Below are 22,781 nucleotides of genomic sequence, written 5' to 3'. Positions count from 1 at the left end.
TTCACAATGTGATGAGTTTCCGTTTCGCCTCCTTTTATTTTGTGACGTAACTCACCTAAGTTGTTATTTTTTCATTTTGCCAGCAAGTTGTTTCCTGTGATTCAATAGTTGCATGTTTAAAACGCGAATGTAACGGCCTATTCGTACCGTTTTTGCAAATCACTTGTGAATAAAAGGAAACTATGAGTACGCCGATTTCACTCAAGCATCTGGAGTTTTTCATTAAAATCGTCGACTGCGGAGGATTATCAGAAGCCGCGGTGCAGCTCAACGTCTCGCCATCTGCGGTCAGCAAAAGCCTGGCGGCAATGGAAGATACGTTAGGCACGACATTAATTAAACGTACCACCCGCAGTATTACCCTGACCGATGCCGGGCAATATCTCTTTAACCGCGCCAATAAGCTTTTGAAAGAATTCGATGAAACGCTGAATACCACCTCCGGTTATTACCACAGCCCGCAGGGTGAATTACGCATAACCTGCTCAATTGCGTTTGGTTATTCCCGGCTGGTGAACCTGGTGGATAAATATCGTTCCCAGTTCCCAGATGTGAATCTGTATATCGATCTCAACGATAACTTCGTGAATCTGAACGAAACAGATTTCGACATCGCCCTGCGAATCTCCACCGCACCACCGCAGAACTACGCAATGCGCAAGCTGGTGCCTGTCCGCTGGGCGTACTGCGCCTCACCCGGCTACCTTGCCAAAAAAGGCATGCCCCAGCGTCGTAGCGATCTGGTCAATCATGATTGCCTGGTTTACCCAGGTCTCACGCCGGTGCTGAAGGTGGCGGATGAACAGGATCGTCTGCATCAGTTAAAACTGCATATGCCAATCCAGGCCAACAGCAGTCTGGTATTGCTGAAATCGGTGTTAGAAGATCAGGGAGTGGCGTATTTGCCCACCTATCTGATTGGCGATCATATTCAAAAAGAAGAGATAACGCCGCTGATGCTCGACGGCACCATCACCTGCGAAACCCACGCCCTGTATGCGCTCTATTTTCCCAGTAAGTACAGCAATCCGAAGGTGCGATCGTTTATCGATTTTCTGGTGGCGGAACTCGGCCCCTTACCCGCCTGGGACAACTGGATCCCGGAGTAAGCTTTGCTCGTCTGAAAATGGGAGGCGCTCCACATTTTTTGCGCGATCCCCCCGTCTGGCTCTATCCTTAAGCCTATGAATAAAATTGCTGAACTCAAACGCGCCAAGCGACTGGCGCTCTCATTGCTGCTGATTGCCGCCGCTACCTTCGTCATCACGCTGTTTCTGCCGCCTAACTTCTGGGTGCTCGGGATCAAAGCGATCGCCGAAGCGGCGATGGTCGGCGCGCTGGCGGACTGGTTCGCCGTGGTGGCGCTTTTTCGTCGGGTACCAATCCCGTTCATCTCGCAACATACGGCGATTATCCCGCGCAATAAGGATCGGATCGGGGAGAATCTCGGTCAGTTTGTGCAGGAAAAATTTCTCGACACCCAGTCCCTGATCGCCCTGATCCGCCGCCATGAACCGGCGTTGTTGATCGGTAACTGGTTCAGCCAGCCGGAAAACGCCCAGCGAATTGGCCAGCATCTGCTGCAAATAATGAGCGGTTTTCTCGAACTCACCGACGACGCCCGCATTCAGCGGCTGATCAAGCGGGCGGTGCACAAAGCCATCGACAAGGTCGATCTCTCCGGTACCAGCGCGCTGATGCTGGAAAGCATGACCAAAAACAATCGCCATCAGGTGTTGCTCGACACATTGATCGCCCAACTTATCGCCCTGCTCCAGCGCGACAGCTCGCGGGCGTTTATCGCCCGACAGATCGTGCACTGGCTGGAGACCGAGCATCCGCTGAAAGCGAAGATCCTGCCGACTGAATGGCTGGGCGAGCACAGCGCCGAACTGGTGTCTGATGCCGTTAATTCCTTACTGGATGACATCAGCCACGATCGGGCGCATCAGATCCGCCACGCCTTCGATCGCGCCACGTTTAAGCTAATCGATAAGCTCAAACACGATCCGGAGATGGCCGTGCGGGCCGAAAGCATGAAAAACTATCTGAAGGAAGACGAAGCCTTCAACCGTTATCTTGGCGAACTGTGGGCAGACCTGCGCCAGTGGGTGAAAGCCGACATTAACGCTGACGATTCGCGCGTGAAGCAGCGCATCGCCAGCGCCGGACAGTGGTTCGGCGAAACACTGGTTGCCGACAGCGCCCTGCGCGCCTCACTGAATGGGCATCTGGAGCAGGCCGCGTATAAAGTTGCGCCGGAGTTCGCCACCTTCCTGACGCGCCACATCAGCGACACGGTGAAAAGCTGGGATGCGCACGATATGTCGCAGCAAATTGAGCTAAACATCGGTAAAGATTTACAGTTTATCCGCATCAACGGCACGCTGGTCGGCGGTTCTATTGGGCTGGTGTTATATCTGTTGTCGCAAATTCCTTCCCTGCTGACGCTGGCGAATTTTTAAGGAGAAAGTAAAATCCCTGTTTTTATTTTACTTTTTATTATCATTTGCACATGTAATATAACAATCATCAAACTAACAGCGTGAAATGAGAGTCCGTATGTCCCAGGGAAGCCCCGATTCAAATCGTCATGCCATCAGCGTCGCGCTCTTTGGCATGCTGGTCTTAACGCTGGGCATGGGAATTGGACGCTTTCTGTATACGCCGATGCTCCCGGTACTGCTGTCGGAAGGTCAGTTTACGTTTGACCAGCTCTCCTGGATTGCCAGCGCCAACTACGCCGGATATCTGGCGGGAAGCCTGCTCTTCTCCTTCGGGCTCTTCCATCTTCCCTCACGTTTACGCCCGATGTTGTTAACTTCTGCGCTCGCTACCGCAGGATTGATTCTGGCAATGGCAAGCGTTAAGCAGCCCACGCTGGTGATGCTGATCCGTTTTCTGGCAGGCGTCGCCAGTGCCGGTATGATGATCTTTGGTTCGATGATCGTCCTGCATCATACCCGGCATCCCTTCGTGATCGCCGCGTTGTTCTCCGGCGTTGGCGCAGGCATTTTGCTGGGCAATGAATATGTCATCAGCGGTCTGCATTTTGCGCTGTCATCACACACGCTCTGGCTGGGGGCAGCGGCAGCCTCCGCGCTGTTCTTTGTGCTACTCGTTATGCTCTTGCCATCTCGCGACCATGCGCTCCCCGCCGCAGCACCGGTAAAAACAGAGCATCAGCCTATGTCCTGGTGGCTGCTGGCGCTACTGTATGGGTTGGCCGGATTTGGCTACATCATTGTCGCTACATACCTGCCACTGATGGCGAAAAGTGCCGGGTCGCCGCTGCTGACGGCCCATCTCTGGTCGTTGGTCGGCATATCGATTATTCCGGGTTGTTTCGCCTGGCTGTGGGCTGCCCGACGCTGGGGGGTATTGCAATGCCTGACGGCGAATTTACTGATCCAAAGTGCCTGCGTGGTCATGACGCTCGCCAGCGACTCCTTGCCGCTGCTGGTGATAAACAGCGTGGGTTTTGGCGCAACGTTTATGGGGACCACTTCGCTGGTCATGCCGCTCGCCCGTCAACTTAGCGTACCGCGCAATATTAATCTGCTGGGCCTGGTCACCCTGACTTACGGCATTGGTCAAATACTCGGGCCGCTATTAACCAGCCTGCTGGGAAGCGGCGCTCAAGCGATCGTTAATGCCACGCTATGCGGTGCCGTCGCCTTGTTTATTGCGGCACTGATCAGCCTCACACAATTATACAAACAGCGTTTTGCCTCCCCCAAAAGGGTATAATCGACAACCTTATAAACAGGTATCTTAGGATTAGTCCGCAATCAAATGTCAACATTTAATAAACCACAAATAATCGGCAATTACCCGCCAGACAATTTATAATCCCCGGCTGTTCATTTATAAACTCAATTTAAAATGCGTAAAAATGGACATATTAACTCAGCATCAACACTATCTTCGGGAAAAGTACATGTCATGGTTTAAAAAAATACTACTGGGGTTAATTATTTTGGTGGGTTTAATTGGCACGCTAAAGGATTATAAAGACTTTGGCCTGTTTGGCGCATTAGGATTGTTTCTTATATTCTTGTTAACAACAACATTTTTATGGCAATGGGCCTCTGGCAGGTTACCAGAGATAACCCAGGTTCAGGCCGTATTTATTTTACTGGCCAGCGCGGTAGCCTCAATTTTTGTTATCAATATGGCAATTGCCGGTAATTTGCATGTGGATTTAATGGAGGTCATGTACGTTACCATTACGCATAATCCACTTTTTTACCTGATTCTCTGCGTGGTCGCATGGGTAAAAGTGGGCATCTGGCAATGGCTGTTTAGCGGTGGACAGGTCAAAGAGAGTCAGCCAGTTTAAACACGGCAGAGCTAAAAAAGGCGTCTTAACTAAGACGCCTTTTATGCTAGTACAACAAATTAGAACTGATAGGTCAGACCCGCAACAACCTGGTTGTCGTCGTCTTTGCCGTCGAGCAGGTTAATTTTGTAACCCACATCAGCCACGATGTTTTTGTTGAAGTAGTAATCCGTGCCCAACGCTACGTATTCAGTCAGGTCATTATTGTTGTTGTCACGCGCGTGAACGTAACCCACGTTCGGACGCAGACCAAAATCAAACACATGCGCAGCCATTGCTTCAAAGTGCTCAGCTTTATCCGCATCCTGAATCAGGTTGTGGGACTCGCCGTACATGGTCGCGACGTAGATGGCATTAGCATCATATTTCAGACCCGCGCCCCAGAACTCTGCGTTTTCGCCATCCCAGCCGCTTCGTTTCTGCAGAGCAGTCACCGCACTGGTGGTGTAGGCCGCAATCGCAGATACGCCGGAATCCGCAATATTGTCATAACCCAGGGAGAAGCCATAACCATTGCCATGCTGTTTTGCCGGGCTAGTGTTAGTGTCATCCTGGCCCTGGTATTGCGCGCCAATGTTCAGACCATCAACGGCTCCAAACAGATTTTTGGTGCGGAGTGTTGCAACGCCAGCAGTACGTGTAGTAAGGAAGCGGTCAGTATCTTCAAAGGAGTCGCCGCCGAACTCTGAAAGAGTGTCAGTGTAAGCTCCCACGTCATAAGCAATACCGTAGTTACGACCGTAGTCAAAGCTAACGTCATGGCCATAATCCAGGCCAGCAAACGCCAGACGTGTATTGACGCCATTCTGAGAACCTTCTGCTTTAGAGGCATCAAACTGACTTTCAAATTGGCCATAACCGGTCAGTTGATCGTTGATTTGTGTCTCACCGCGAAAACCCAGACGCGCGTATGTACCGTCGGCATCGGTGCCGCCAGTCCAGGAATGGACCGCTTTTACTTTGCCGTACAGATCCAGTTTGTTGCCATCTTTATTATAAATTTCCGCTGCATGAACGGAGGTTACCCCTAATACCATTACAGCTAATGCCACTGCTGACTTTTTCATGTTATTACTCACTTTTAATTGTGAATTTTGCTATCAACTTTGTTATGAAGGCAGAATACCCGCATAAAAAAGCCCCCTATGGAAAAGGGGAAAACCTCTAACACACCAATGAAGGTAATAATAAAGTGGCAAGACACATATCATTTTGGGTTAAATAAAACCCGAACAGAGAGTAATTACTTAGATTCTTCGTTTACGCTCTCATTAACAGAGCGATATAACATTATTGCTTCGGCAATAATATCTTGTTTACTTTTACGGGTTTCAAATGCCAGCGTACGAACATATTCCCACAGAGAGGTATCGACACGGGCACTTAAAAGAACCATATCTTTTGAACGGGTACCCCTGGCCTTTCTAATATCGGGGTAATCTCGAGAGGGCATTATCATCTCCTGAACGCAAACACGCTTATGGCGATAAAATATGCAGTCAGTGTAAAAACATGTCAACGGCAAAATACAGTGACAATAGTAATGAAACTGTTAATAACGGACAAAAAACTGGAACAGCATTTCAAATGAAAGATAACTTGATTATAGAATAATGTGTAATTTTAACTTTACATATACTCACTTTTATTCATTTGATTAAAAAAGCCAGAACTATTGACAATAAACATGACCTCAAATCAAAACATCATTACAGCCAATAAGTTACGTGCCGTTATTAATGTCTACATTTCCGTGAAGCGCCTGTTTTTATGCACTGTTATTCCGGGCTGCTTCGCTCTGACCACCGCGTAAATCAGTTTGATTCTCACTTAACACAGGCCCATTTTGTCTAAAAATAAGCACGGAAAGGTAAAAATAAGGTAAAGAATGCATTTTTTCGCATGCAAAAATAAGTTGTTTTTAATTGATATAAATCAATTTTCACCGCGTAACGACGGAGGAAAAATCATCATCTGAGGTGATGGAAACCTTTTTTTTACGTGACGTTCATGACGAGAAAAAGCGTTGTTATGCAATAAACTTTTGTGCTGAAAAGTGTCGCGCGGGCTGCAACAGCCCGCATGGGAGAGGAAGGAAAATCAGGCGTTAACTTTATCCAGCGGCCAGGAATCAAACAGATAACCATCAAAGTCGATGTCATCAACATTTGAAAACTCCAGCAGGCGCTGTTTGACGTTTTCCAGATGCTGCCACATTGCCAGCTTGGCTGCGCGGGCATCCTTTTTGATTAATGCCGCCAGGATCTGTTTGTGGTCCCCCATCCACTCTTTACGGTAATGGGTATCGTCAAGGTGGCTATGGAGCTGGATCCACATCGGGTTGTTTTCACGCCACTGCCATGACTGGCGAAACAGCTCCACCAGCATGCTGTTATGCGTGGCTTCGGCTATGGCGAGATGGAACTGCATGTCGCCGCTTTCAGAACCGTTCGCTTCGCTGGAGGCCAGCTCCCGCTCTTCCAGCTGTAACGCCTGGCGCATTTTAACGATATCTTCACGCGTAGCCTGCAGCGCGGCGAATTCGGCGATATTGCTTTCCAGCAGCTGTCGCGCCTGCAGCAGCTCAAACGGGCCCGCGTCATTGCAATGATTGACATCCGTACTGTCGATGGTCTGCGCATCTGCATTGTCGAGTACGTAGATCCCGGCGCCGCGGCGCACGTCCACCAAACCTTTAATTTCCAGCATAATTAACGCTTCGCGAACCACCGTGCGAGTGACATTGAGCATCTCAGCAATTTCACGTTCCGGCGGCAAACGCTCCCCGGGCTGGTACGGCGTCTGGACAATCAGATCGCGGATCATTGCACCCACTTCCTGGTAGGGTCTTTGTTGAGAAGTGTTCGATTTCATCGTGTTATGTCCGTCAGATGCGTCAATTCAGATCCGTAGGCCGGATAAGGCACATGCGCTGCCAACTGGCACCTGTGCCATTGGCTGATGGCGACGCTGACGCATCTTATCAAGCCTACAAAAAACATTTTTTCGCCTGAACTATAGCATTTGCGGGAAGCCAAAAACAGAAAACGGGTCAACCAAATCAGCATTTTGATTGACCCGTCATACTTCGGGGATTATGCGTCAGCGCCTAACGCCGCAACGCACTCACGTGCGCCGTGTTCACACAGCTGTTGATACGTCGCGATAATTGTCTCAACAAAATCAGCGTTTTCCGCCAGATCATGGCCAAAAATGCCGCTCAGCCCCAGCAGCGCCGTCACGCGTTCGGCCCCCTGGAACTGTTGGTTAATGCGCTGGAACTCAGCCAGCAAGGGGTCGACAACATCAATGGCCTGCCCCTGTTCATCCACGCCACGGGTGTAGCGCATCCAGCCCGCCACGCCCAGCGCCAGGTGACGCCAGTCGCTGGCGTTTTGCAGATGCAGACGCACCGGATCCAGCAGGCGCTGCGGCAATTTCTGGCTGCCGTCCATCGCAATCTGCCAGGTGCGGTGACGCAGTGATGGGTTGCTGAAACGTTCGATGAGCAGCGTCGCATAGGCGTTAAGATCGGTGCCTTCCGGCATCGACAGCGTCGGCGCTTGCTCCTGCATCATCAGCGCGAACGCCGCTTTGCGGTACGCCGGATTTGTCATGGTATCAGCGATAGTTTCATAGCCGCCGAGATAGCCCAAATACGCGAGGAAAGAGTGGCTGCCGTTGAGCATACGCAGTTTCATCATTTCAAACGGCACCACATCGGCAACGAACTGCGCACCAACGTTGTCCCAGTCAGGGCGACCGTTGACAAAGTTATCTTCGATAACCCACTGATGGAACGGCTCACAGGCGATAGCACACGGATCGTACACGCCCAACTGGTCGGCAATCTCTTGCAACGTTTCTGGCGTCGCCGCCGGAACAATGCGGTCTACCATGGTGCACGGGAAAGTGGCGTTAGCCTCAATCCACTGCGCCAGCTGCGGGTCGCGCGCCTGCGCCAGACCCAGCACCGCGACTTTCGCCACATGACCATTTTCACGCACGTTATCGCAAGACATCACGGTAAAGGCCGCAAGCCCTTGCTCACGACGCAGATGCAGCGCCTGTACGATGTAACCAATCGCCGATTTCGGCGTGCCTGGATTCGCCAGATCGTGTTTAATCAGCGGGTTATTGAGATCTAACTGTCCGCTGGCAGCATCGGTGCAGTAGCCTTTTTCCGTGACCGTCAGCGAGACAATTGCCGTCTGCGGGCGCGCCATAGCCTGTAAAATACCATCACAGCCGTCAAGCTCCGGGTGCAACGCTTCTTTCATCGAGCCAATCACTTTCAGCACGGTGTTGTCCGCGCCTTTTTCCGCCACGGTATACAGCAGTTGCTGTTTGCGCAGGTTTTCAATCAGGACGCGGTCGTTACCCGGCATCAGGTTAACTTCACAGATCCCCCAGTCGCTGTCGGTGGTTTCCAGCAGATGATGGGTGTACAGCGCCTGATGCGCGCGGTGAAATGCGCCGCATCCCAGGTGAACAATGCGGGATTGCAGGCGCGAGCTGTCCCATGCAGGGCGAGCAACCGGCAGGTTGCTATTGGCAATTGTCGTTGTCATCGTGAACTCCAGAACCCGTTGAATGACCAACGGAAGAGAAAAGAAAAAGCCGGCCAGACAGGTGACCGGCAACTCGCTTTAGCGGCTAAAGAAAGCGCGCTGGATAGCCATCTCAACGCCACGCACTTCCGCCAGCCCTTTCAGGCGACCAATCGCGGAGTAGCCTGGGTTGGTTTTCTTTTTCAGATCGTCAAGCATCTGATGGCCGTGGTCCGGACGCATTGGGATCAGGTCCTCTTTACCCTCGGCTTTACGGCGCTGCTCTTCCTCAACGATCGCTTTCACGACTTCGTACATATCGACGTCGCCGTTAAGATGCGCCGCTTCATGGAAGGTTTTCGGGTTATCTTCACGCAGCGTGGAGCGCAGATGGGTGAAGTAAATGCGTGGGCCAAACTGTTTGATCATGTCGACCAGATCGTTGTCCGCCCGGACGCCGTAGGAGCCGGTGCACATGGTAAAACCGTTCGCCATGCTGTTGACCGTATCGACCATCCATTGCATATCTTCCACAGTGGAAACAATGCGCGGCAGGCCGAGGATTGGGCGCGGCGGATCGTCCGGGTGTACTGCCATCCGCACGCCTGCTTCTTCCGCCACAGGAATAATTGCTTTCAGGAAGACGGCAAAGTTCTCGCGCAGTGCGGCTTTATCGATATCTTTATAACGCGCAAGATGCTGGCGGAACTGGTCAAGCGTATAGCCCTCTTCCGCGCCCGGCAGACCGGCGATGATATTGCGGGTCAGACGCGCTTTGTCTTCATCGCTCATGGTGGCGAAGCGTTCATTCGCCTGAGCAATCTCTTCGGCGGTGTAATCCGCTTCCGCGCCCGAACGTTTGAGGATGTGCAGCTCAAAGGCGGCGAATTCAATCTGGTCAAAACGCAGCGCTTTGGAGCCGTCCGGCAGGACGTATTCCAGGTCGGTACGGGTCCAGTCGAGAACCGGCATGAAGTTGTAGCACACGGTACGAATGCCGCACTGGGCCAGGTTACGCAGGCTTTGCTGGTAGTTGGCGATCCACTGCTGATAGTTACCAGAACGGGTTTTAATGTCTTCGTGGATCGGTACGCTTTCGACGACCGACCAGACCAGGCCCGCCTGCTCAATAATGGCTTTGCGTTTTAGGATCTCATCAACCGTCCACACTTCCCCGTTCGGGATATGGTGCAAGGCGGTGACCACGCCCGTGGCACCCGCCTGACGTACATCCGCTAAGGTGACCGGATCGTTAGGACCATACCAGCGCCATGTCTGTTCCATCTTTTATTCCTCATTTACGTTATGGACTCGACGATATGGCACATAAATTCCTCCTTTTGGTATGACATGTCAACCTGAAGGAATTAATTGGTTAACCAAATCACGATTTTTGCTGATTAGATCGCCATTTTGCGGCCAGGAAGCGCAGTAAAGATGTAAACATGTAACGCAATGTGACATTCATCGCATCAATGGTTAACCAATACGGATAACATCTCAACCAAAGTCATAATAGTTCAACCAATAAAGGTAGACGTTATATGCATGTTCTCAATATTCTGTGGGTCGTATTCGGCATCGGTCTGATGCTGGTGCTCAATCTAAGATTCAAAATAAACTCGATGGTCGCCCTGCTGCTGGCGGCGCTCTCGGTCGGCATGCTGGCGGGTATGGACTTAATGGCGCTGCTGCACACCATGAAATCCGGCTTTGGCAGCACGCTGGGTGAGTTGGCGATTATCGTGGTATTCGGGGCAGTCATCGGTAAGCTGATGGTCGATTCCGGCGCGGCGCATCAGATTGCTCATACGCTGCTGGCGCGACTCGGTCTGCGCTATGTACAGCTGTCGGTGATCATTATTGGTCTGATTTTTGGCCTGGCGATGTTCTATGAAGTGGCGTTTATTATGCTGGCGCCGCTGGTGATCGTCATTGCCGCAGAAGCGAAGATCCCGTTCCTCAAGCTGGCGATTCCTGCCGTTGCCGCAGCCACCACCGCCCACTCTCTGTTCCCGCCGCAGCCAGGTCCGGTCGCGCTGGTTAACGCCTACGGCGCTGACATGGGTATGGTCTACATCTACGGTATTCTGGTGACTATTCCGAGCGTGATCTGCGCCGGGATTATCCTGCCGAAGTTCCTCGGCAACCTCGATCGCTCGACGCCGTCATTCATGAAGGCCGACGTACCGGTTGACCAGAACAATCTACCGTCTTTCGGCATCTCTATTCTGGTTCCGCTGATCCCGGCGATCATCATGATCTCCACCACCATCGCCAACATCTGGCTGGTGAAAGGAACGCAGGCGTGGGAAGTGGTCAACTTCTTAGGCTCCTCGCCAATTGCGATGTTTATCGCCATGATTGTCGCCTTCGTGCTGTTTGGTACCGCGCGTGGTCACGACATGCAGTGGGTGATGAACGCCTTTGAAAACGCGGTGAAAAGCATCGCCATGGTGATCCTGATCATCGGCGCGGGCGGCGTACTGAAGCAGACCATTATCGATACCGGCATCGGCGATACCATCGGCATGCTGATGTCGCACGGCAATATTTCTCCATACATCATGGCGTGGTTGATAACCGTGCTTATTCGTCTGGCAACCGGTCAGGGCGTGGTCTCAGCCATGACGGCGGCGGGGATTATCAGCGCAGCCATTCTCGACCCGGCAACCGGTCAACTGGTGGGCGTCGATCCGGCGTTGCTGGTACTGGCGACGGCGGCTGGCTCCAACACCCTGACCCATATCAACGATGCCTCGTTCTGGCTGTTCAAAGGCTACTTTGACCTGTCGGTGAAGGATACGCTGAAAACCTGGGGTCTGCTGGAGTTGGTGAACTCCGTGGTTGGCCTGGTAATCGTGTTGATCATCAGCATGATTGCATAACATCGATACCGCTCTGGCCCGCAGCGCCAGAGCGGTTCTTCTCCTGCCTTAACAATCCTCAATAATCAGATACACCGCCTTCACCGGGCCATGCACCCCAACCACCTTGATAAGCTCAATATCCGCCGTCGAGCTGGGTCCACTGATAATGTTAATGCACGATGGCATACGCTCACCGGCCTGCGCTTTCTGATGCAGTTTTTCTGCCAGTTGCGCCACGCGCGGCAGGATGGTGCTTTTACGCAGCACGAAAATCGAGGACTCCGGCAACAGGCTCAAAGAACGCCCGCGCTCCGGCGCGGAAAACAGCACCACGCCGCCGGACTCGGTCAGGCCATACTCGGCATACACCACGCCGACTTTCGCCTGCTCGGCCTCGGTAATATTTTCGCTGCCTCGCGCCGGATCCCAGACCACGGCGTTGCATTCCTGCTGCAAACGTTCGGTGATGCCCAGCGCCACCAGTCGGCTGTCGCCGCTCAGCACTACCGGCTGACCCAATTCTTCACACAGGCGTAGCGCTGCTTCTGCGGCCTGGTCCTCGCGAGTCAGTTCACAGCGGGCCAGCATCACTTCGCTGGCGAACTGGATAAACGCATCGCAGCGCTGCTGCGGGCTAAGTTCAGTCAGGCGCTCGTTGGCATAATTGTTAACCGGCGCGGCATCCGCTTGCGGTTCGAAACGCGGCGGGCGACCCAGCGCCTGGGCGATGGTGTTTAAAAACGCGGTACGGTTATCCATTCTTTTTCTCCTGCGCCTGATGTTTCTTAAACCAGCTGCGGAAGCTCTCGCCGTCAGCATCAGGCAGATCGCGCGCCTCCATCCAGTCACCAATCGCGCCAACCTTGAGCGGGGTTTTCCCGCCATTGATAAACCAGCTTGCCGCATGCGCGCCCGCCATCATTCCGACTTTCCACAGCCCCGGATGGCTATTGGCATAAGCGAACATTTTGATCGCCCGTCGCTCGGCTTTCGGGGTAATGCCCTCCTCGGCCATCACCCGACGATGACGCAGGATCAGTTTTGACAGCGGAATACGCACCGGGCAGACGCTGTCGCAGGCCGTGCATAAGGAACAGGCGTACGGCAGGTCTTTAAAATCTTTATAGCCGCCGAGCAGTGGAGAAATCACCGCGCCAATAGGGCCGGGATAGATAGAGCCATAGCCGTGTCCGCCAATGTGGCGATACGCCGGGCAGGTGTTCATACAGGCCCCGCAGCGGATGCAGCGCAGCACATCGCGAAACTCAGAGCCCAGCACCTGCGAGCGACCGTTATCGACAATCACCAGATGGAACTCTTCCGGTCCGTCCACGTTATCCGCCTCACGCGGGCCGGTCAGCCAGGTGTTATAGCCCGTCAGACGAGCGCCCACGGCGCTGCGCGCCAGCATGGTGATCAGCACATCCACATCAGCAAAGGTTGGCGCGATACGCTCCATGCCCATCACCGCAATGTGTGTTTTCGGCAGCGTGGTGCACATGCGCGCGTTGCCTTCGTTGGTCACCAGGCATACTGAACCGGTTTCCGCCACGGCAAAGTTACAGCCGGTAATACCGATTTCGGCACTCAGGAAATCCTCGCGGATCTTCTGGCGAATGAACAAGGTCATAGCTTCCGGGGTTTCCGGGCCGTCATACCCCAGACGCTCGTTCAGCACGCGGCGGATCTGATAGCGATCTTTATGAATAGCCGGGACCACGACGTGCGAAGGTGGATCCTGATCCAATTGCAGGATGTATTCCCCGAGATCGGTTTCGATCACCTGGATTCCCGCATCCTGCAGGACATGGTTGACGCCGATCTCCTCGGTCACCATCGACTTGGACTTCACCACCTTCTTCGCGTTTTTGCTTCGCGCGACCTGCAGAATGTAGGCGGTGGCCTCTTCTTTGGTTTTGGCGAAATAGACGTGGCCGCCGTTTTGCGTCACTTTCTCGGAGAGTTGATACAGGTAAGCGTCGAGGTTGCTCAGCACGTGATCGCGGATCTGGCTGGCACGATCGCGCCAGTCTTCCCAGTGGCCTAACTCATCGACCATTTTTTGTCGATTTGCGCCAATACGCTCCTGCGCATTGGCCACGGCTTTGCGCATGATCGGATCTTCTATCTGCTGACGAATGCGCAGTTTAAATTCTACATCGCTGGTTTTTATCGACATCTCTTTCCCCTCAGCGGCTCATCAGCACTTCAGCAATATGCATCACTTTGACCGGCTGGCCTTCCCGTTGCAGTCGACCGCCAATGTTCAGCAGGCAACTGACGTCTGCGCCAATCAAATATTCCGGCTGCGCATCCATCAAATGTAAGACTTTCTCTTTCACCATCTCGCCGGATATCTCGGCCATTTTGACCGAAAACGTCCCGCCAAAGCCGCAGCAGGTATCCTGATCGGCAAACGTCAGCAGCTCCAGCCCGCGCACGTTTTTCAGCAGCGTGAGCGGCTCTTCCTTAACTCCCAGCTTTCGAGTCAGGCTACAAGAGGGATGATAGACAGCGCGGCCCTGCAGGCTCGCGCCGACGTCCACCACGCCCAGCTTGTTGACGATAAAGGAGGTGAGATCCTGCATACGCGCGGCGACTTTTTCGGCACGCAGCGCCCATTCCGGTTCATCGGCCAGATACGTCGGATAGCTTTTTACCGCGTAGGTACAGGAGCCTGCTGGCGAGATAATCGGATCGTCGTTGTCTTCCAGGGCGGCGATCAGGTTTTTCATCCCGGGGATCGCCTCTTTGATGTAACCGCTGTTGATGGCTGGCTGACCGCAACACCCTTGCTTCTCGGGGAAATTAACGCGACAACCCAGTTTTTCCAGCAGCAATACGGAGTCTCGTGCCATCCGTGATTTCAGTGCGTCACCAATGCAGGTAACAAAGAAATTTACATTCACAATAACTACTCCATTGCTTCATTTCTGTTTATTGCGCTTGATATCGCGATATCAAGCAAAGGTTCAGCCGTATTTCACGCCCAGTTTTTCTGTTTGCTGTTTTTACTAATACCTGGGTTCATGGTGATGCTCGGGTCGTTTTCCTTTGATGCCGACTCTCCGCTTCTTAAGTCAGGACAGTCGCATATGTCTGTATTTTCATTTGTATGACAAAACCAAATAATCCCCTAATCAACCCCCATATGCAACAACCAGGTTTATTTCTTTCGGTCTCGCTCACATTTTTATATTTAAAACCACAGCGTTATGAACACCTTAAAAACAGTTTCAGGTGCTTACTATTCTCATCACCAGCATTATTAAAAAGGTTATCATATAACTATTTATAGGTATTCAGCTTACTCTTAAGTATATTTACCTGGCATTGGATTTTAATTAAAAGATTACAATAGTTACAAAACCACAAATCATAATTACTTTATTCACTGAAGCGATTCAGTTTACATACTTTATTAACCCAGCAATGTAGCCTCCCCACCATAAATATAAATCAGGTTTAATAAACCAATCAGGAATAGCAATGAACGAATATTTTATGTTTGCCCTGGCACTCTCTCCTTTACTACTGATGGTATTTTTAATATTGAAATTGAAAATGCCCATCCATTATTCCGTGTTGATCTCTTTGGTATTCACTGCCGCGCTGTCGGCCATATTCTGGGAAATGCCCGTACAGAATCTGAAAGCCGCGATAGGCTATGGCGCCCTGAAGGGGTTATGGCCGATTGTGATTGTGATCCTCGGCGCCATCTTCAGTTATAACGTCATGCAGGCAACCAAAGCGCTGGATATTCTGCGCGATATTCTCGCCAGCATTAGCGAAGATAAGCGTATTCAGGTGCTACTGATTTCATGGTGCTTCGGCGGATTCCTTGAAGCCGCGGCAGGTTATGGCACGGCGGTCGCCATTCCGATCGGCATTCTTATTGCGCTGGGATTCAACCCGCTGAAGGCGGCGATCGCTTCTCTCGTGGCGAATACCGTTCCCACCGCGTTCGGCGCGGTCGGGATCCCGGTTTCTATTCTGGCGGAACAGGTTAACCTGCCGGTGTATACCTTAGGCGGAACCATTATTCTGCAGCTCGCGCTGTTTAATATCCTGCTGCCGTTTGTCATTGTCTGCATTATTGGCGGCGGCCTGAAAGCCATTCGTGGCGTATTTCTGATCACGCTGATTTGCGGCATCACCACGTTGGTTCCGCAATATTTTGTCGCCATTCATCTTGGCGCGGAATTGCCCGCCTTTGCCGGTAGCCTGGTCAGCTTGTTTGCCGTGGCGATGGTCAGCCGCCTGCGCAAAGGGAAAACCGATCCCGAGTGGCGCATTGAGGTCAGCCATACCCGCGAAACCACGCCGCGCTCGGCAAAAGTGTTGTTCCGCGTAGGCTCTATCTATCTGTTTATTTTTGTTTTTATCCTGCTGTGCTCACCGCTGTTCCCGACGATCAAAGGCGCGGCGTCCCAACTGGCCTCGGTGCTGCATTTCACGCTCGCCGACGGCAACACGCTGGCGCTGAAAGTTGAATGGGTGACCACGCCGGGGATGCTGATCATCTTTGCGACCCTTATCGGCGGTTTTATTCAGGGAGCGTCCGCACGCGGGATGCTGGAAGTGTTTATCAAAACCATTTTCCAGCTTAAAAATTCCATTGTGGCGATTATGGCGATTGTCGCGCTGGCCACGGTGATGGATCTCAGCGGGATTATCTCCACGCTGGCCCAGTCGATTGTCGATCTGACCGGCAGTTCCTACGTCTTCCTCGCCCCAGTGATTGGCGCGCTGGGCACGTTTGTTACCGGCAGCGATACCAACTCGAATATTTTGTTCGGCAAACTGCAAACCATTGCCGCCAGTAAACTGCATATCGATCCCAACTGGCTCGCGGCGGCGAATACTTCTGGTGCAACGGGGGGGAAAATGATTTCGCCGCAGAGTATCGCCATTGCGGTTTCAGCCACCAAAATGGACGGACAGGCCAACCAGATAATGTCTGGCACCATGAAATACTGCTGCGCCTATATTGTGATCCTCGGCCTGAAAGTCGGTCTCTTTTATTACTGGTTTATGGCGTAATCCATTGTCAACCCCGTCAAATTCACGGCAACCGTATTTGACGACGCGGTGACCAAAAAGGTTTACACCGCTTCAGGATCGAAACGAAGCGACTGGCTTTACGATTTGTCGGCGCTGACTAAAATAGCGCCGATGTTTCAAATCGAGGATTGTTGTTATGTTGTTCTGGAAAAAGATGGTGAAGAAGTTCGACGCCTTTTCCGCGTTGATCCCACCACGCTACTTCCGCGTGTAATGCCTGGCGCTAATGCCTGATGGCGCTTCGCTTATCGGGTCTACGTTTCACGCTCATTTGTAGGCCGGATAAGGCGCAAGCGCCGCATCCGGCAGCAGAGAAAAATGTTCTCCCCTTTCACTTACGCAGCCCGCACGCTCTTAACACCCTGACCCACAGACGAAGCCATGCAAAACGGTAGATCAGCGGATGCTGAAATCGTAGCAGTGTCAGAAACATAGAGCCTCCTTACGGCGCTACAGCACCGTTGCCTGATAGCGAATTTGCGGCTCCATTATCTGGTGACGCGCGTCTATCAGCCGCAGTTCATACGAGTCGTGCTCTTTCGTCAGCCGCATCACCGCGTCGACGACACTGGTGGTCCGCTCCAGCGCCTGCTTGTCCTCATAACCGTTGAGCAGTGAAGCCAGCATCACGCTGCAAATCAGATCCCCAACGCCCACCGGCATTTTGGCAAAGGTATACAGCGGCCGGGCGATGTGTAACGTCTGTTCCGCCGTCACCAGCAGCATTTCAAACGCCTGTTTTTCGCGCGAGCAGTCGCCGAGATGTTTCACCAGCACCTTCTTCACGCCCCACGCCACCAACTGCTGCGCCGCTGCCACCACCTCGTCAAAACTACGTAGTTGTCTGCCCGTCAGCACGCCCAGCTCATAGAGATTCGGCCCCATCACATCCGCCAGTTGAATGGCGTCATCGACAAAAAAGGACTCCACGCCCTGCGCGACGATGCAGCCTTTTTGCGGGTCGCCCATTACCGGATCGCAAAAATAGAGCGCCTGGGGATTACGCTGGCGAATGGTGGTGACCGCGAGCTTCACCTCTTCGCAATGGCGTTTGTCCCCGAGATACCCGGACAACACGGCATCGCATTGCGCCAGTTTTTGCAGGTCATCCAACCCGCTGATGATGGCGCTCAGCTCGCCGTGCGGCATCGCCATGCCCTGCCACATCCCGTACTGGGTGTGGTTGGAAAACTGTACGGTGTAAAACGGCCAGACATCGATCCCCGAGAGCTGCATCGGCAACACGGCAGCTTTATTTCCGGCATAGCCATAAACGACTGACGACTGAACAGACAACACGTTTTTCATTTTGACTCCGTCTAGCGAAACGTTGGCAGCAGACCAAATACGTCCAGAACAACCGTCAGATAGACAACCGCCCCACAGACAATGACCAGATTGAGCACGGTGTTATTACACGGCGCGGTATAGCTGGCGGTCGGAAAACGTTTCCGCGCCGCTTTCACCAGGAACGGCGGCAGGATCACGCTCCAGATGGTAAAGGCCAGACCGGCGTAACCAATCGCGTGGACAAACCCGTTCGGGAAGAAGAAGCACACGGCGGCTGGCGGGAAGTAGGTCACCAGCGCAGTTTTCAGGCGACCCATGCCGTCATCCGGGAAGTGAAACAGGTCGGCGATGTAATCGAACAGGCCAAGCGTCGCCGCCAGCAGGGAACTGGCAACCGCGAAGTTGCCGAAGAAGGTCAGGATCAGATCCATATAACGGCTGGTGAACAGCCCGCTGATAGCCTCGACAAACACGTCGATATTGCCGCCTTTGGCGATAATCGGTGGGAATGAGGAACGGCTGATGTTGCCCATCGTGACGCCCAGCCAGAAGATATACAGCAGCAGGGCAAACAGCGTGCCGATGATAATCGAACGCGTAATATTCGAGATCCCGCTCGTGCCATACAGCTTCACCAGGCTCGGCACGTTACCGTGAAAACCAAACGAGATAATACAGAACGGCAGCGTCATCAGGATATACGGCAGGTACTGCGAATTGGGCAGCGCCACCGCCACGCTGTCGACGAGTTTCGCCACTTCGATATGACCCACCAGGCCAGAGAAGGTGGCAAAGAACGCGATAAACTTACCGATAATCAACACGGTAGTAATACGTCCAACCAACAAGGAGCTGTACCAGGCAATCGCCCCGACCAGCATACTGACGATCACCACCGAGATATTCGCCGGAAAGCGCACGCCGCTGTATTTGAACACGGTTTGCGCCATCACCGCCGACGAACCAGAGATATAGGCATAGGTCAGAATATACAGCACAAAACCGAAAGCGATACCGACCACAATATTCCACTTTCGGCCTAATAAATCCTGGGTAAAGGTATTAAAACTGGCACCGGCGCCATAATGCAGGTTAACTTCGACCAGCATCAGACCGGTTAATAACATCATGATGGCGATAAACAGAAGAATAACTGACGCACCGGGGAACCATACGCCAGCCATCGCAATCGGCAGGGAAAACATCCCTCCACCCACTACGGTCGCGATAACCAACATGGTTCCGCTAATCAGTCCGGGGGTACTACTCTGTCGCTCAATGGCATTAATATCCATGATAAATGTTCCTGTAGACTATTCGTTATAATTACAGCTGTCATTTGTACATCATGCGGATAATAAAAATGTCGGAGTCAGGGTTTACTTTTGTAGTTATGTCACGGTAACGGGCACCGCAAAGGCTTCCTGTTCATGGAAAAGAAATACAAAAAAGCCCCATCCTGAGATGGGGCCATAATTATTATTTAGATATAGTCAAAGCGTGCAGTAAAGAAACGGAGCTGCTTCGGCTCGTAAATAAACTTCAGCCCGCGAATATCTTCTTTGTGCTGGTAAAGTTTAATAATACCGTCAGCCACTACATCCATATGCGCGTAAGTATAAACGCGGCGTGGAATAGTCAGACGCACGGTTTCCAGTTTCGGCCTGTGGTGTTCACCGGTCACGTTATTACGGCCCGCAGAGATAATTCCGCGCTCCATACTACGTACGCCGGTTTCCACATAGATACTGGCAGCCAGGCTTTGTGCCGGGAACTCGTCCTGCGTCAGATGCTCACAGAAGCGACGCGCATCAAGGAATACCGCGTGACCGCCCACCGGTTCAACAATCGGTACACCAGCGGCTTTCAGTTTATCGCCCAGATAGCGAACCTGCTTCACGCGGTGCTCGATGTACTCATACTGCATGGCTTCGCGCAGACCAATCGCCATAGCTTCCATGTCGCGTCCGGCCAGGCCGCCGTAAGATGGCATCCCCTCGTAGACAACGACTAACTCTTTGGCAGAAGAGAACATTTCGTCATCGTTCATGCACAGGAAGCCGCCGATGTTCACCAGACAATCTTTTTTACCACTCATGGTACAACCGTCGGCGTAGCTGAACATCTCATGCACGATCTCTGCGATGCTCTTGTTCTCAAAGCCCTGCTCTTGCTCTTTGATAAAGTAGGCGTTTTCTACACAGCGGGTGGCGTCGTAGAACACTTTAATGCCGTGTGCTGCAGTCAGTTCACGCACCGCGCGCATGTTAGCCATGGAGACCGGCTGCCCGCCTGCGAGGTTAACCGTGACTGCCAGGCAAATATAGGCAATATTCTCGGCGCCTTTTTCATCAATCAGTTTTTGTAATTTTTTAAGATCGATATCACCTTTAAAAGCAATATTCAGACCGGCATCGTGCGCTTCGTCACGAACGATATCGACAAACACCGCACCATTTTTTTCCTGGTGATAACGGGTGGTAGTGAAATACATATTCCCGGCAACATATTGCCCCGGTTTAATTGCCAGCTGCGATAACAGGTTTTCTGCGCCGCGCCCCTGGTGAGTAGGAACAATATGTTTAAAGCCAAACAGTTCCTGCACGGTTCTTTCCAGATGATAGAAGTTTTCGCTGCCCGCGTAGGCTTCATCACCCATCATCATTCCGGCCCACTGCTTGTCGCTCATTGCGTTGGTGCCACTGTCTGTCAGCAGGTCAATATAAATATCTTTCGAATTTAACAGGAAAGTATTGTATCCCGCTTCCTGCATTTTCTTAAGGCGTTCATCACGCGGGATCATAGATACAGTTTCAACGCTTTTAATACGGAAGGGTTCTGCCGGATAATTCATTTTGTTTCTCCAGTAACAGTGGTCATGTACGTATTAATGTGAAGTAAAGCATACCTGGCTCATCAATAAAGTCTGATGAAATATAACTATTCGCCTCCTGAGTCAGGGGGAGAAATAATGTGGAGGCACTATGCAAGATTTAATTGATTATGGAAATAGCCAGGTCAACATTAATCACTGGCAATAATTTAAAAAGCTGTAAATGTAGGTGATGCAAATCACACGTCATTTTTTTACCCGTTCATATTCAACAAGTTTTTTTTTGCGTGTTGATTTGCCATTTGCGATGGTGCCCCCGTGGAGAGGGGAAATACTGAAAACTTAACTTTCCAGGCTGTGCTCATTCTGTATTGCTGAATGAGTACACCCCATTTTGTGAGAGTCGGATCACTTCACGGGTTTATATTTGTGATTCACATCACTAAAAGTGTAAAGCAAAGTGTACAAAACGGTGTTGTTTCAGAGTTTGCTATTTGATTCAGTGAGTTAGATCACATTTTTGTCTGATACAGATGGGCGTTATTTTCTGGAAATGGCAGGTATCAGGAGGATGGGATATGAATGAATTTATACGGTGAATAATACTATGTTTATTGGGATAGAGAGGATTTCTATTTATTCCGAAAGCGTGCTAATCGCGCTTATTTCATGTTATTTACATCTGGACTTCCCGCCAATTACTGGGGTAATTTACAGGGGTTTTATTAGCGCGATGCGAAGGTGCGCCAACACCTCCGCATCGCTAATCGCAGTAACTATTATCGGAGAATAGTCACCATGACTGATACGCATTGTATTGCAGTTTCATTTGATCCAGAAGTGTACGTCGCAGATAACCGTTGCCTGAAGGTGGGTTATGCGAGCGGTTATCCTGATTACAGCCGTTTGCCGGTGAAGTATGTCCAGTTTCCGTCCATCGTGATGAAGGGCCAGTGGCTTAAAGCCGCCGGATTCGACACCGGCACCCGCGTCGATGTGCGCGTAATGCAAGGCTGCATTGTGTTAACCGCCCGCGCGCCCGAACCCGAAGAGTCAGAACTGATGAAATCCCTGCGCGCCGTGGAAAAGTTCTCCGCGCGTAAGCAAAAGCAGGTGCTGGAGTTTATCGGGGTGATTGCGGGGAAAACGGCGAAAGCGTGAGATCTGGCAGCTACTAATACCGCTTCAAGGTAAAACCCGATAACAGCAAGGGAATTTAAATAAACCAGGGCCATAAATAAGGCCCTGGATTGTGATTAAGGTAGCATTCAGATATTGGCGACGATTTCTTTAATCAACGGCGGGCCTTTAAAAATAAAGCCTGAATAAATCTGAACGAGGGTTGCACCGGCAGCTATTTTCTCACGCGCAGCAATCACCGAGTCGATACCACCAACCCCAATAATCGGCAGCTGACCTTTTAATTCCTGAGACAACTGGCGAATAATTTCTGTACTTTTTAATTGTAACGGCCGACCGCTCAGGCCACCCATTTGATCGCAATTTTTCATTCCCTGAACGAGAGAACGATCGAGAGTGGTGTTAGTCGCAATTACGCCATCAATATTATGACGAACTAAACTGTCAGCAACCTGGATCAGTTCTTCCACAGAAAGATCCGGTGCGATCTTAACCGCCACTGGAACATATTTATGGTGGATCGCTTGCAGATCATTTTGCTTATTTTTAATTGCCGTCAGAAGATCATCCAACGCCTCACCATATTGCAGCGTACGTAATCCCGGCGTATTCGGTGAAGAGATATTAATCGCGATATAACCAGCATAAGCATAGACTTTTTCCATACAAATCAGATAGTCATCTTTGCCGTT

19 protein-coding genes are annotated in these 22,781 nt (G+C 51.6%); 7 read left to right on the top strand and 12 right to left on the bottom strand.

Annotated features, from left to right (window positions below; all coding sequences use genetic code 11):
- Positions 1–182: 182 nt before the first annotated feature.
- The 4 genes from OGV65_RS14910 (at position 183) to OGV65_RS14895 (ending at position 4,342) form a co-directional block, all read left to right on the top strand.
- The gene (locus OGV65_RS14910; protein ID WP_200080220.1) at positions 183–1,109 is read left to right on the top strand and encodes a LysR family transcriptional regulator; all 927 of its coding nucleotides are present in this window, start codon (positions 183–185) and stop codon (positions 1,107–1,109) included.
- Positions 1,110–1,184: 75 nt separating this feature from the next.
- Positions 1,185–2,465 carry a DUF445 domain-containing protein gene (locus OGV65_RS14905; RefSeq protein WP_279263593.1) on the top strand — a complete coding sequence of 427 codons (1,281 nt, stop codon included), beginning with the start codon at positions 1,185–1,187 and terminating at the stop codon, positions 2,463–2,465.
- Positions 2,466–2,562: 97 nt separating this feature from the next.
- The gene (locus OGV65_RS14900) at positions 2,563–3,750 is read left to right on the top strand and encodes an MFS transporter (RefSeq protein ID WP_286455118.1); all 1,188 of its coding nucleotides are present in this window, start codon (positions 2,563–2,565) and stop codon (positions 3,748–3,750) included.
- Positions 3,751–3,940: 190 nt separating this feature from the next.
- The gene (locus OGV65_RS14895; RefSeq protein WP_047414550.1) at positions 3,941–4,342 is read left to right on the top strand and encodes a hypothetical protein; all 402 of its coding nucleotides are present in this window, start codon (positions 3,941–3,943) and stop codon (positions 4,340–4,342) included.
- A 59-nt stretch (positions 4,343–4,401) separates the two neighbouring features.
- Here OGV65_RS14895 and OGV65_RS14890 read toward each other — a convergent pair whose 3' ends face one another.
- The 5 genes from OGV65_RS14890 to uxuA all read right to left on the bottom strand — a co-directional run bounded on the left by OGV65_RS14890 (position 4,402) and on the right by uxuA (position 10,176).
- The gene (locus OGV65_RS14890; RefSeq protein ID WP_286455117.1) at positions 4,402–5,409 is read right to left on the bottom strand and encodes a porin; all 1,008 of its coding nucleotides are present in this window, start codon (positions 5,407–5,409) and stop codon (positions 4,402–4,404) included.
- Positions 5,410–5,585: 176 nt separating this feature from the next.
- Entirely contained in the window at positions 5,586–5,795 is a 210-nt protein-coding gene (locus OGV65_RS14885; RefSeq protein WP_016151558.1) for a hypothetical protein, read from the bottom strand.
- Between the two features lie 647 nt (positions 5,796–6,442).
- Complete coding sequence (gene uxuR, locus OGV65_RS14880) at positions 6,443–7,216, bottom strand: Uxu operon transcriptional regulator (protein WP_029139754.1); 774 nt, start codon at positions 7,214–7,216, stop codon at positions 6,443–6,445.
- A gap of 221 nt (positions 7,217–7,437) precedes the next feature.
- A complete protein-coding gene (locus OGV65_RS14875; RefSeq protein ID WP_286455116.1) occupies positions 7,438–8,913 on the bottom strand; it encodes a fructuronate reductase in 1,476 nt (491 codons plus the stop codon).
- Between the two features lie 78 nt (positions 8,914–8,991).
- Entirely contained in the window at positions 8,992–10,176 is a 1,185-nt protein-coding gene (gene uxuA / locus OGV65_RS14870; protein ID WP_016151555.1) for a mannonate dehydratase, read from the bottom strand.
- Positions 10,177–10,436: 260 nt separating this feature from the next.
- On the opposite strand from uxuA, the gene gntP reads away from it, so the two are divergent.
- The gene (gene gntP, locus OGV65_RS14865) at positions 10,437–11,780 is read left to right on the top strand and encodes a gluconate permease GntP (RefSeq protein ID WP_286455115.1); all 1,344 of its coding nucleotides are present in this window, start codon (positions 10,437–10,439) and stop codon (positions 11,778–11,780) included.
- Between the two features lie 48 nt (positions 11,781–11,828).
- Here the strand turns inward: gntP and OGV65_RS14860 are convergent, their stop codons facing one another.
- Genes OGV65_RS14860 through OGV65_RS14850 form a run of 3 tightly spaced genes read right to left on the bottom strand, consistent with a single transcriptional unit; the run spans position 11,829 to position 14,671 of the window.
- Entirely contained in the window at positions 11,829–12,521 is a 693-nt protein-coding gene (locus tag OGV65_RS14860; protein ID WP_016151553.1) for a LutC/YkgG family protein, read from the bottom strand.
- A complete protein-coding gene (locus tag OGV65_RS14855; RefSeq protein ID WP_016151552.1) occupies positions 12,514–13,941 on the bottom strand; it encodes a LutB/LldF family L-lactate oxidation iron-sulfur protein in 1,428 nt (475 codons plus the stop codon). The genes OGV65_RS14860 and OGV65_RS14855 overlap by 8 nt, the downstream gene beginning before the upstream one ends.
- Before the next feature lie 10 nt (positions 13,942–13,951).
- Positions 13,952–14,671, bottom strand: coding sequence for a (Fe-S)-binding protein (locus OGV65_RS14850; RefSeq protein ID WP_016155592.1), 720 nt, complete (start codon positions 14,669–14,671; stop codon positions 13,952–13,954).
- Between the two features lie 580 nt (positions 14,672–15,251).
- Between OGV65_RS14850 and OGV65_RS14845 the strand changes: the two genes are divergently transcribed.
- Positions 15,252–16,805: an L-lactate permease gene (locus OGV65_RS14845; protein WP_016151550.1), complete on the top strand. Its 1,554-nt coding sequence runs from the start codon at positions 15,252–15,254 to the stop codon at positions 16,803–16,805.
- A 471-nt stretch (positions 16,806–17,276) separates the two neighbouring features.
- Here OGV65_RS14845 and pdxY read toward each other — a convergent pair whose 3' ends face one another.
- The 3 genes from pdxY to OGV65_RS14830 all read right to left on the bottom strand — a co-directional run bounded on the left by pdxY (position 17,277) and on the right by OGV65_RS14830 (position 20,970).
- Positions 17,277–18,134 carry a pyridoxal kinase PdxY gene (gene pdxY / locus OGV65_RS14840; RefSeq protein ID WP_200049733.1) on the bottom strand — a complete coding sequence of 286 codons (858 nt, stop codon included), beginning with the start codon at positions 18,132–18,134 and terminating at the stop codon, positions 17,277–17,279.
- A gap of 11 nt (positions 18,135–18,145) precedes the next feature.
- Positions 18,146–19,411 carry an aromatic amino acid transporter gene (locus OGV65_RS14835; RefSeq protein WP_016151548.1) on the bottom strand — a complete coding sequence of 422 codons (1,266 nt, stop codon included), beginning with the start codon at positions 19,409–19,411 and terminating at the stop codon, positions 18,146–18,148.
- A 188-nt stretch (positions 19,412–19,599) separates the two neighbouring features.
- Positions 19,600–20,970 carry a tyrosine phenol-lyase gene (locus tag OGV65_RS14830; RefSeq protein ID WP_016155590.1) on the bottom strand — a complete coding sequence of 457 codons (1,371 nt, stop codon included), beginning with the start codon at positions 20,968–20,970 and terminating at the stop codon, positions 19,600–19,602.
- 777 nt (positions 20,971–21,747) lie between these two features.
- Here OGV65_RS14830 and symE point away from each other — a divergent pair.
- Entirely contained in the window at positions 21,748–22,110 is a 363-nt protein-coding gene (gene symE, locus OGV65_RS14825; protein WP_286455114.1) for an endoribonuclease SymE, read from the top strand.
- Between the two features lie 107 nt (positions 22,111–22,217).
- Here the strand turns inward: symE and pyrD are convergent.
- Positions 22,218–22,781: dihydroorotate dehydrogenase (quinone) (gene pyrD / locus OGV65_RS14820; protein ID WP_286455113.1), on the bottom strand; the 564-nt coding region annotated here is incomplete at its 5' end.

The sequence above is a fragment of the Citrobacter sp. Cb004 genome, from assembly GCF_030337065.1.
GTDB classification, from domain to species: Bacteria; Pseudomonadota; Gammaproteobacteria; order Enterobacterales; family Enterobacteriaceae; genus Citrobacter; species Citrobacter braakii.
Note: the sequence above shows the minus strand (reverse complement) of the source record. Positions and strands in the feature narration are given on the sequence as shown.

Coding starts and splice junctions, on each gene's coding strand:
- OGV65_RS14910 (WP_200080220.1), top strand. CDS start 183: ATGAGTACGCCGATTTCACTCAAGCATCTGGAGTTTTTCATTAAAATC.
- OGV65_RS14905 (WP_279263593.1), top strand. CDS start 1,185: ATGAATAAAATTGCTGAACTCAAACGCGCCAAGCGACTGGCGCTCTCA.
- OGV65_RS14900 (WP_286455118.1), top strand. CDS start 2,563: ATGTCCCAGGGAAGCCCCGATTCAAATCGTCATGCCATCAGCGTCGCG.
- OGV65_RS14895 (WP_047414550.1), top strand. CDS start 3,941: ATGTCATGGTTTAAAAAAATACTACTGGGGTTAATTATTTTGGTGGGT.
- OGV65_RS14890 (WP_286455117.1), bottom strand. CDS start 5,409: ATGAAAAAGTCAGCAGTGGCATTAGCTGTAATGGTATTAGGGGTAACC.
- OGV65_RS14885 (WP_016151558.1), bottom strand. CDS start 5,795: ATGCCCTCTCGAGATTACCCCGATATTAGAAAGGCCAGGGGTACCCGT.
- uxuR (WP_029139754.1), bottom strand. CDS start 7,216: ATGAAATCGAACACTTCTCAACAAAGACCCTACCAGGAAGTGGGTGCA.
- OGV65_RS14875 (WP_286455116.1), bottom strand. CDS start 8,913: ATGACAACGACAATTGCCAATAGCAACCTGCCGGTTGCTCGCCCTGCA.
- uxuA (WP_016151555.1), bottom strand. CDS start 10,176: ATGGAACAGACATGGCGCTGGTATGGTCCTAACGATCCGGTCACCTTA.
- gntP (WP_286455115.1), top strand. CDS start 10,437: ATGCATGTTCTCAATATTCTGTGGGTCGTATTCGGCATCGGTCTGATG.
- OGV65_RS14860 (WP_016151553.1), bottom strand. CDS start 12,521: ATGGATAACCGTACCGCGTTTTTAAACACCATCGCCCAGGCGCTGGGT.
- OGV65_RS14855 (WP_016151552.1), bottom strand. CDS start 13,941: ATGTCGATAAAAACCAGCGATGTAGAATTTAAACTGCGCATTCGTCAG.
- OGV65_RS14845 (WP_016151550.1), top strand. CDS start 15,252: ATGAACGAATATTTTATGTTTGCCCTGGCACTCTCTCCTTTACTACTG.
- pdxY (WP_200049733.1), bottom strand. CDS start 18,134: ATGAAAAACGTGTTGTCTGTTCAGTCGTCAGTCGTTTATGGCTATGCC.
- OGV65_RS14835 (WP_016151548.1), bottom strand. CDS start 19,411: ATGGATATTAATGCCATTGAGCGACAGAGTAGTACCCCCGGACTGATT.
- OGV65_RS14830 (WP_016155590.1), bottom strand. CDS start 20,970: ATGAATTATCCGGCAGAACCCTTCCGTATTAAAAGCGTTGAAACTGTA.
- symE (WP_286455114.1), top strand. CDS start 21,748: ATGACTGATACGCATTGTATTGCAGTTTCATTTGATCCAGAAGTGTAC.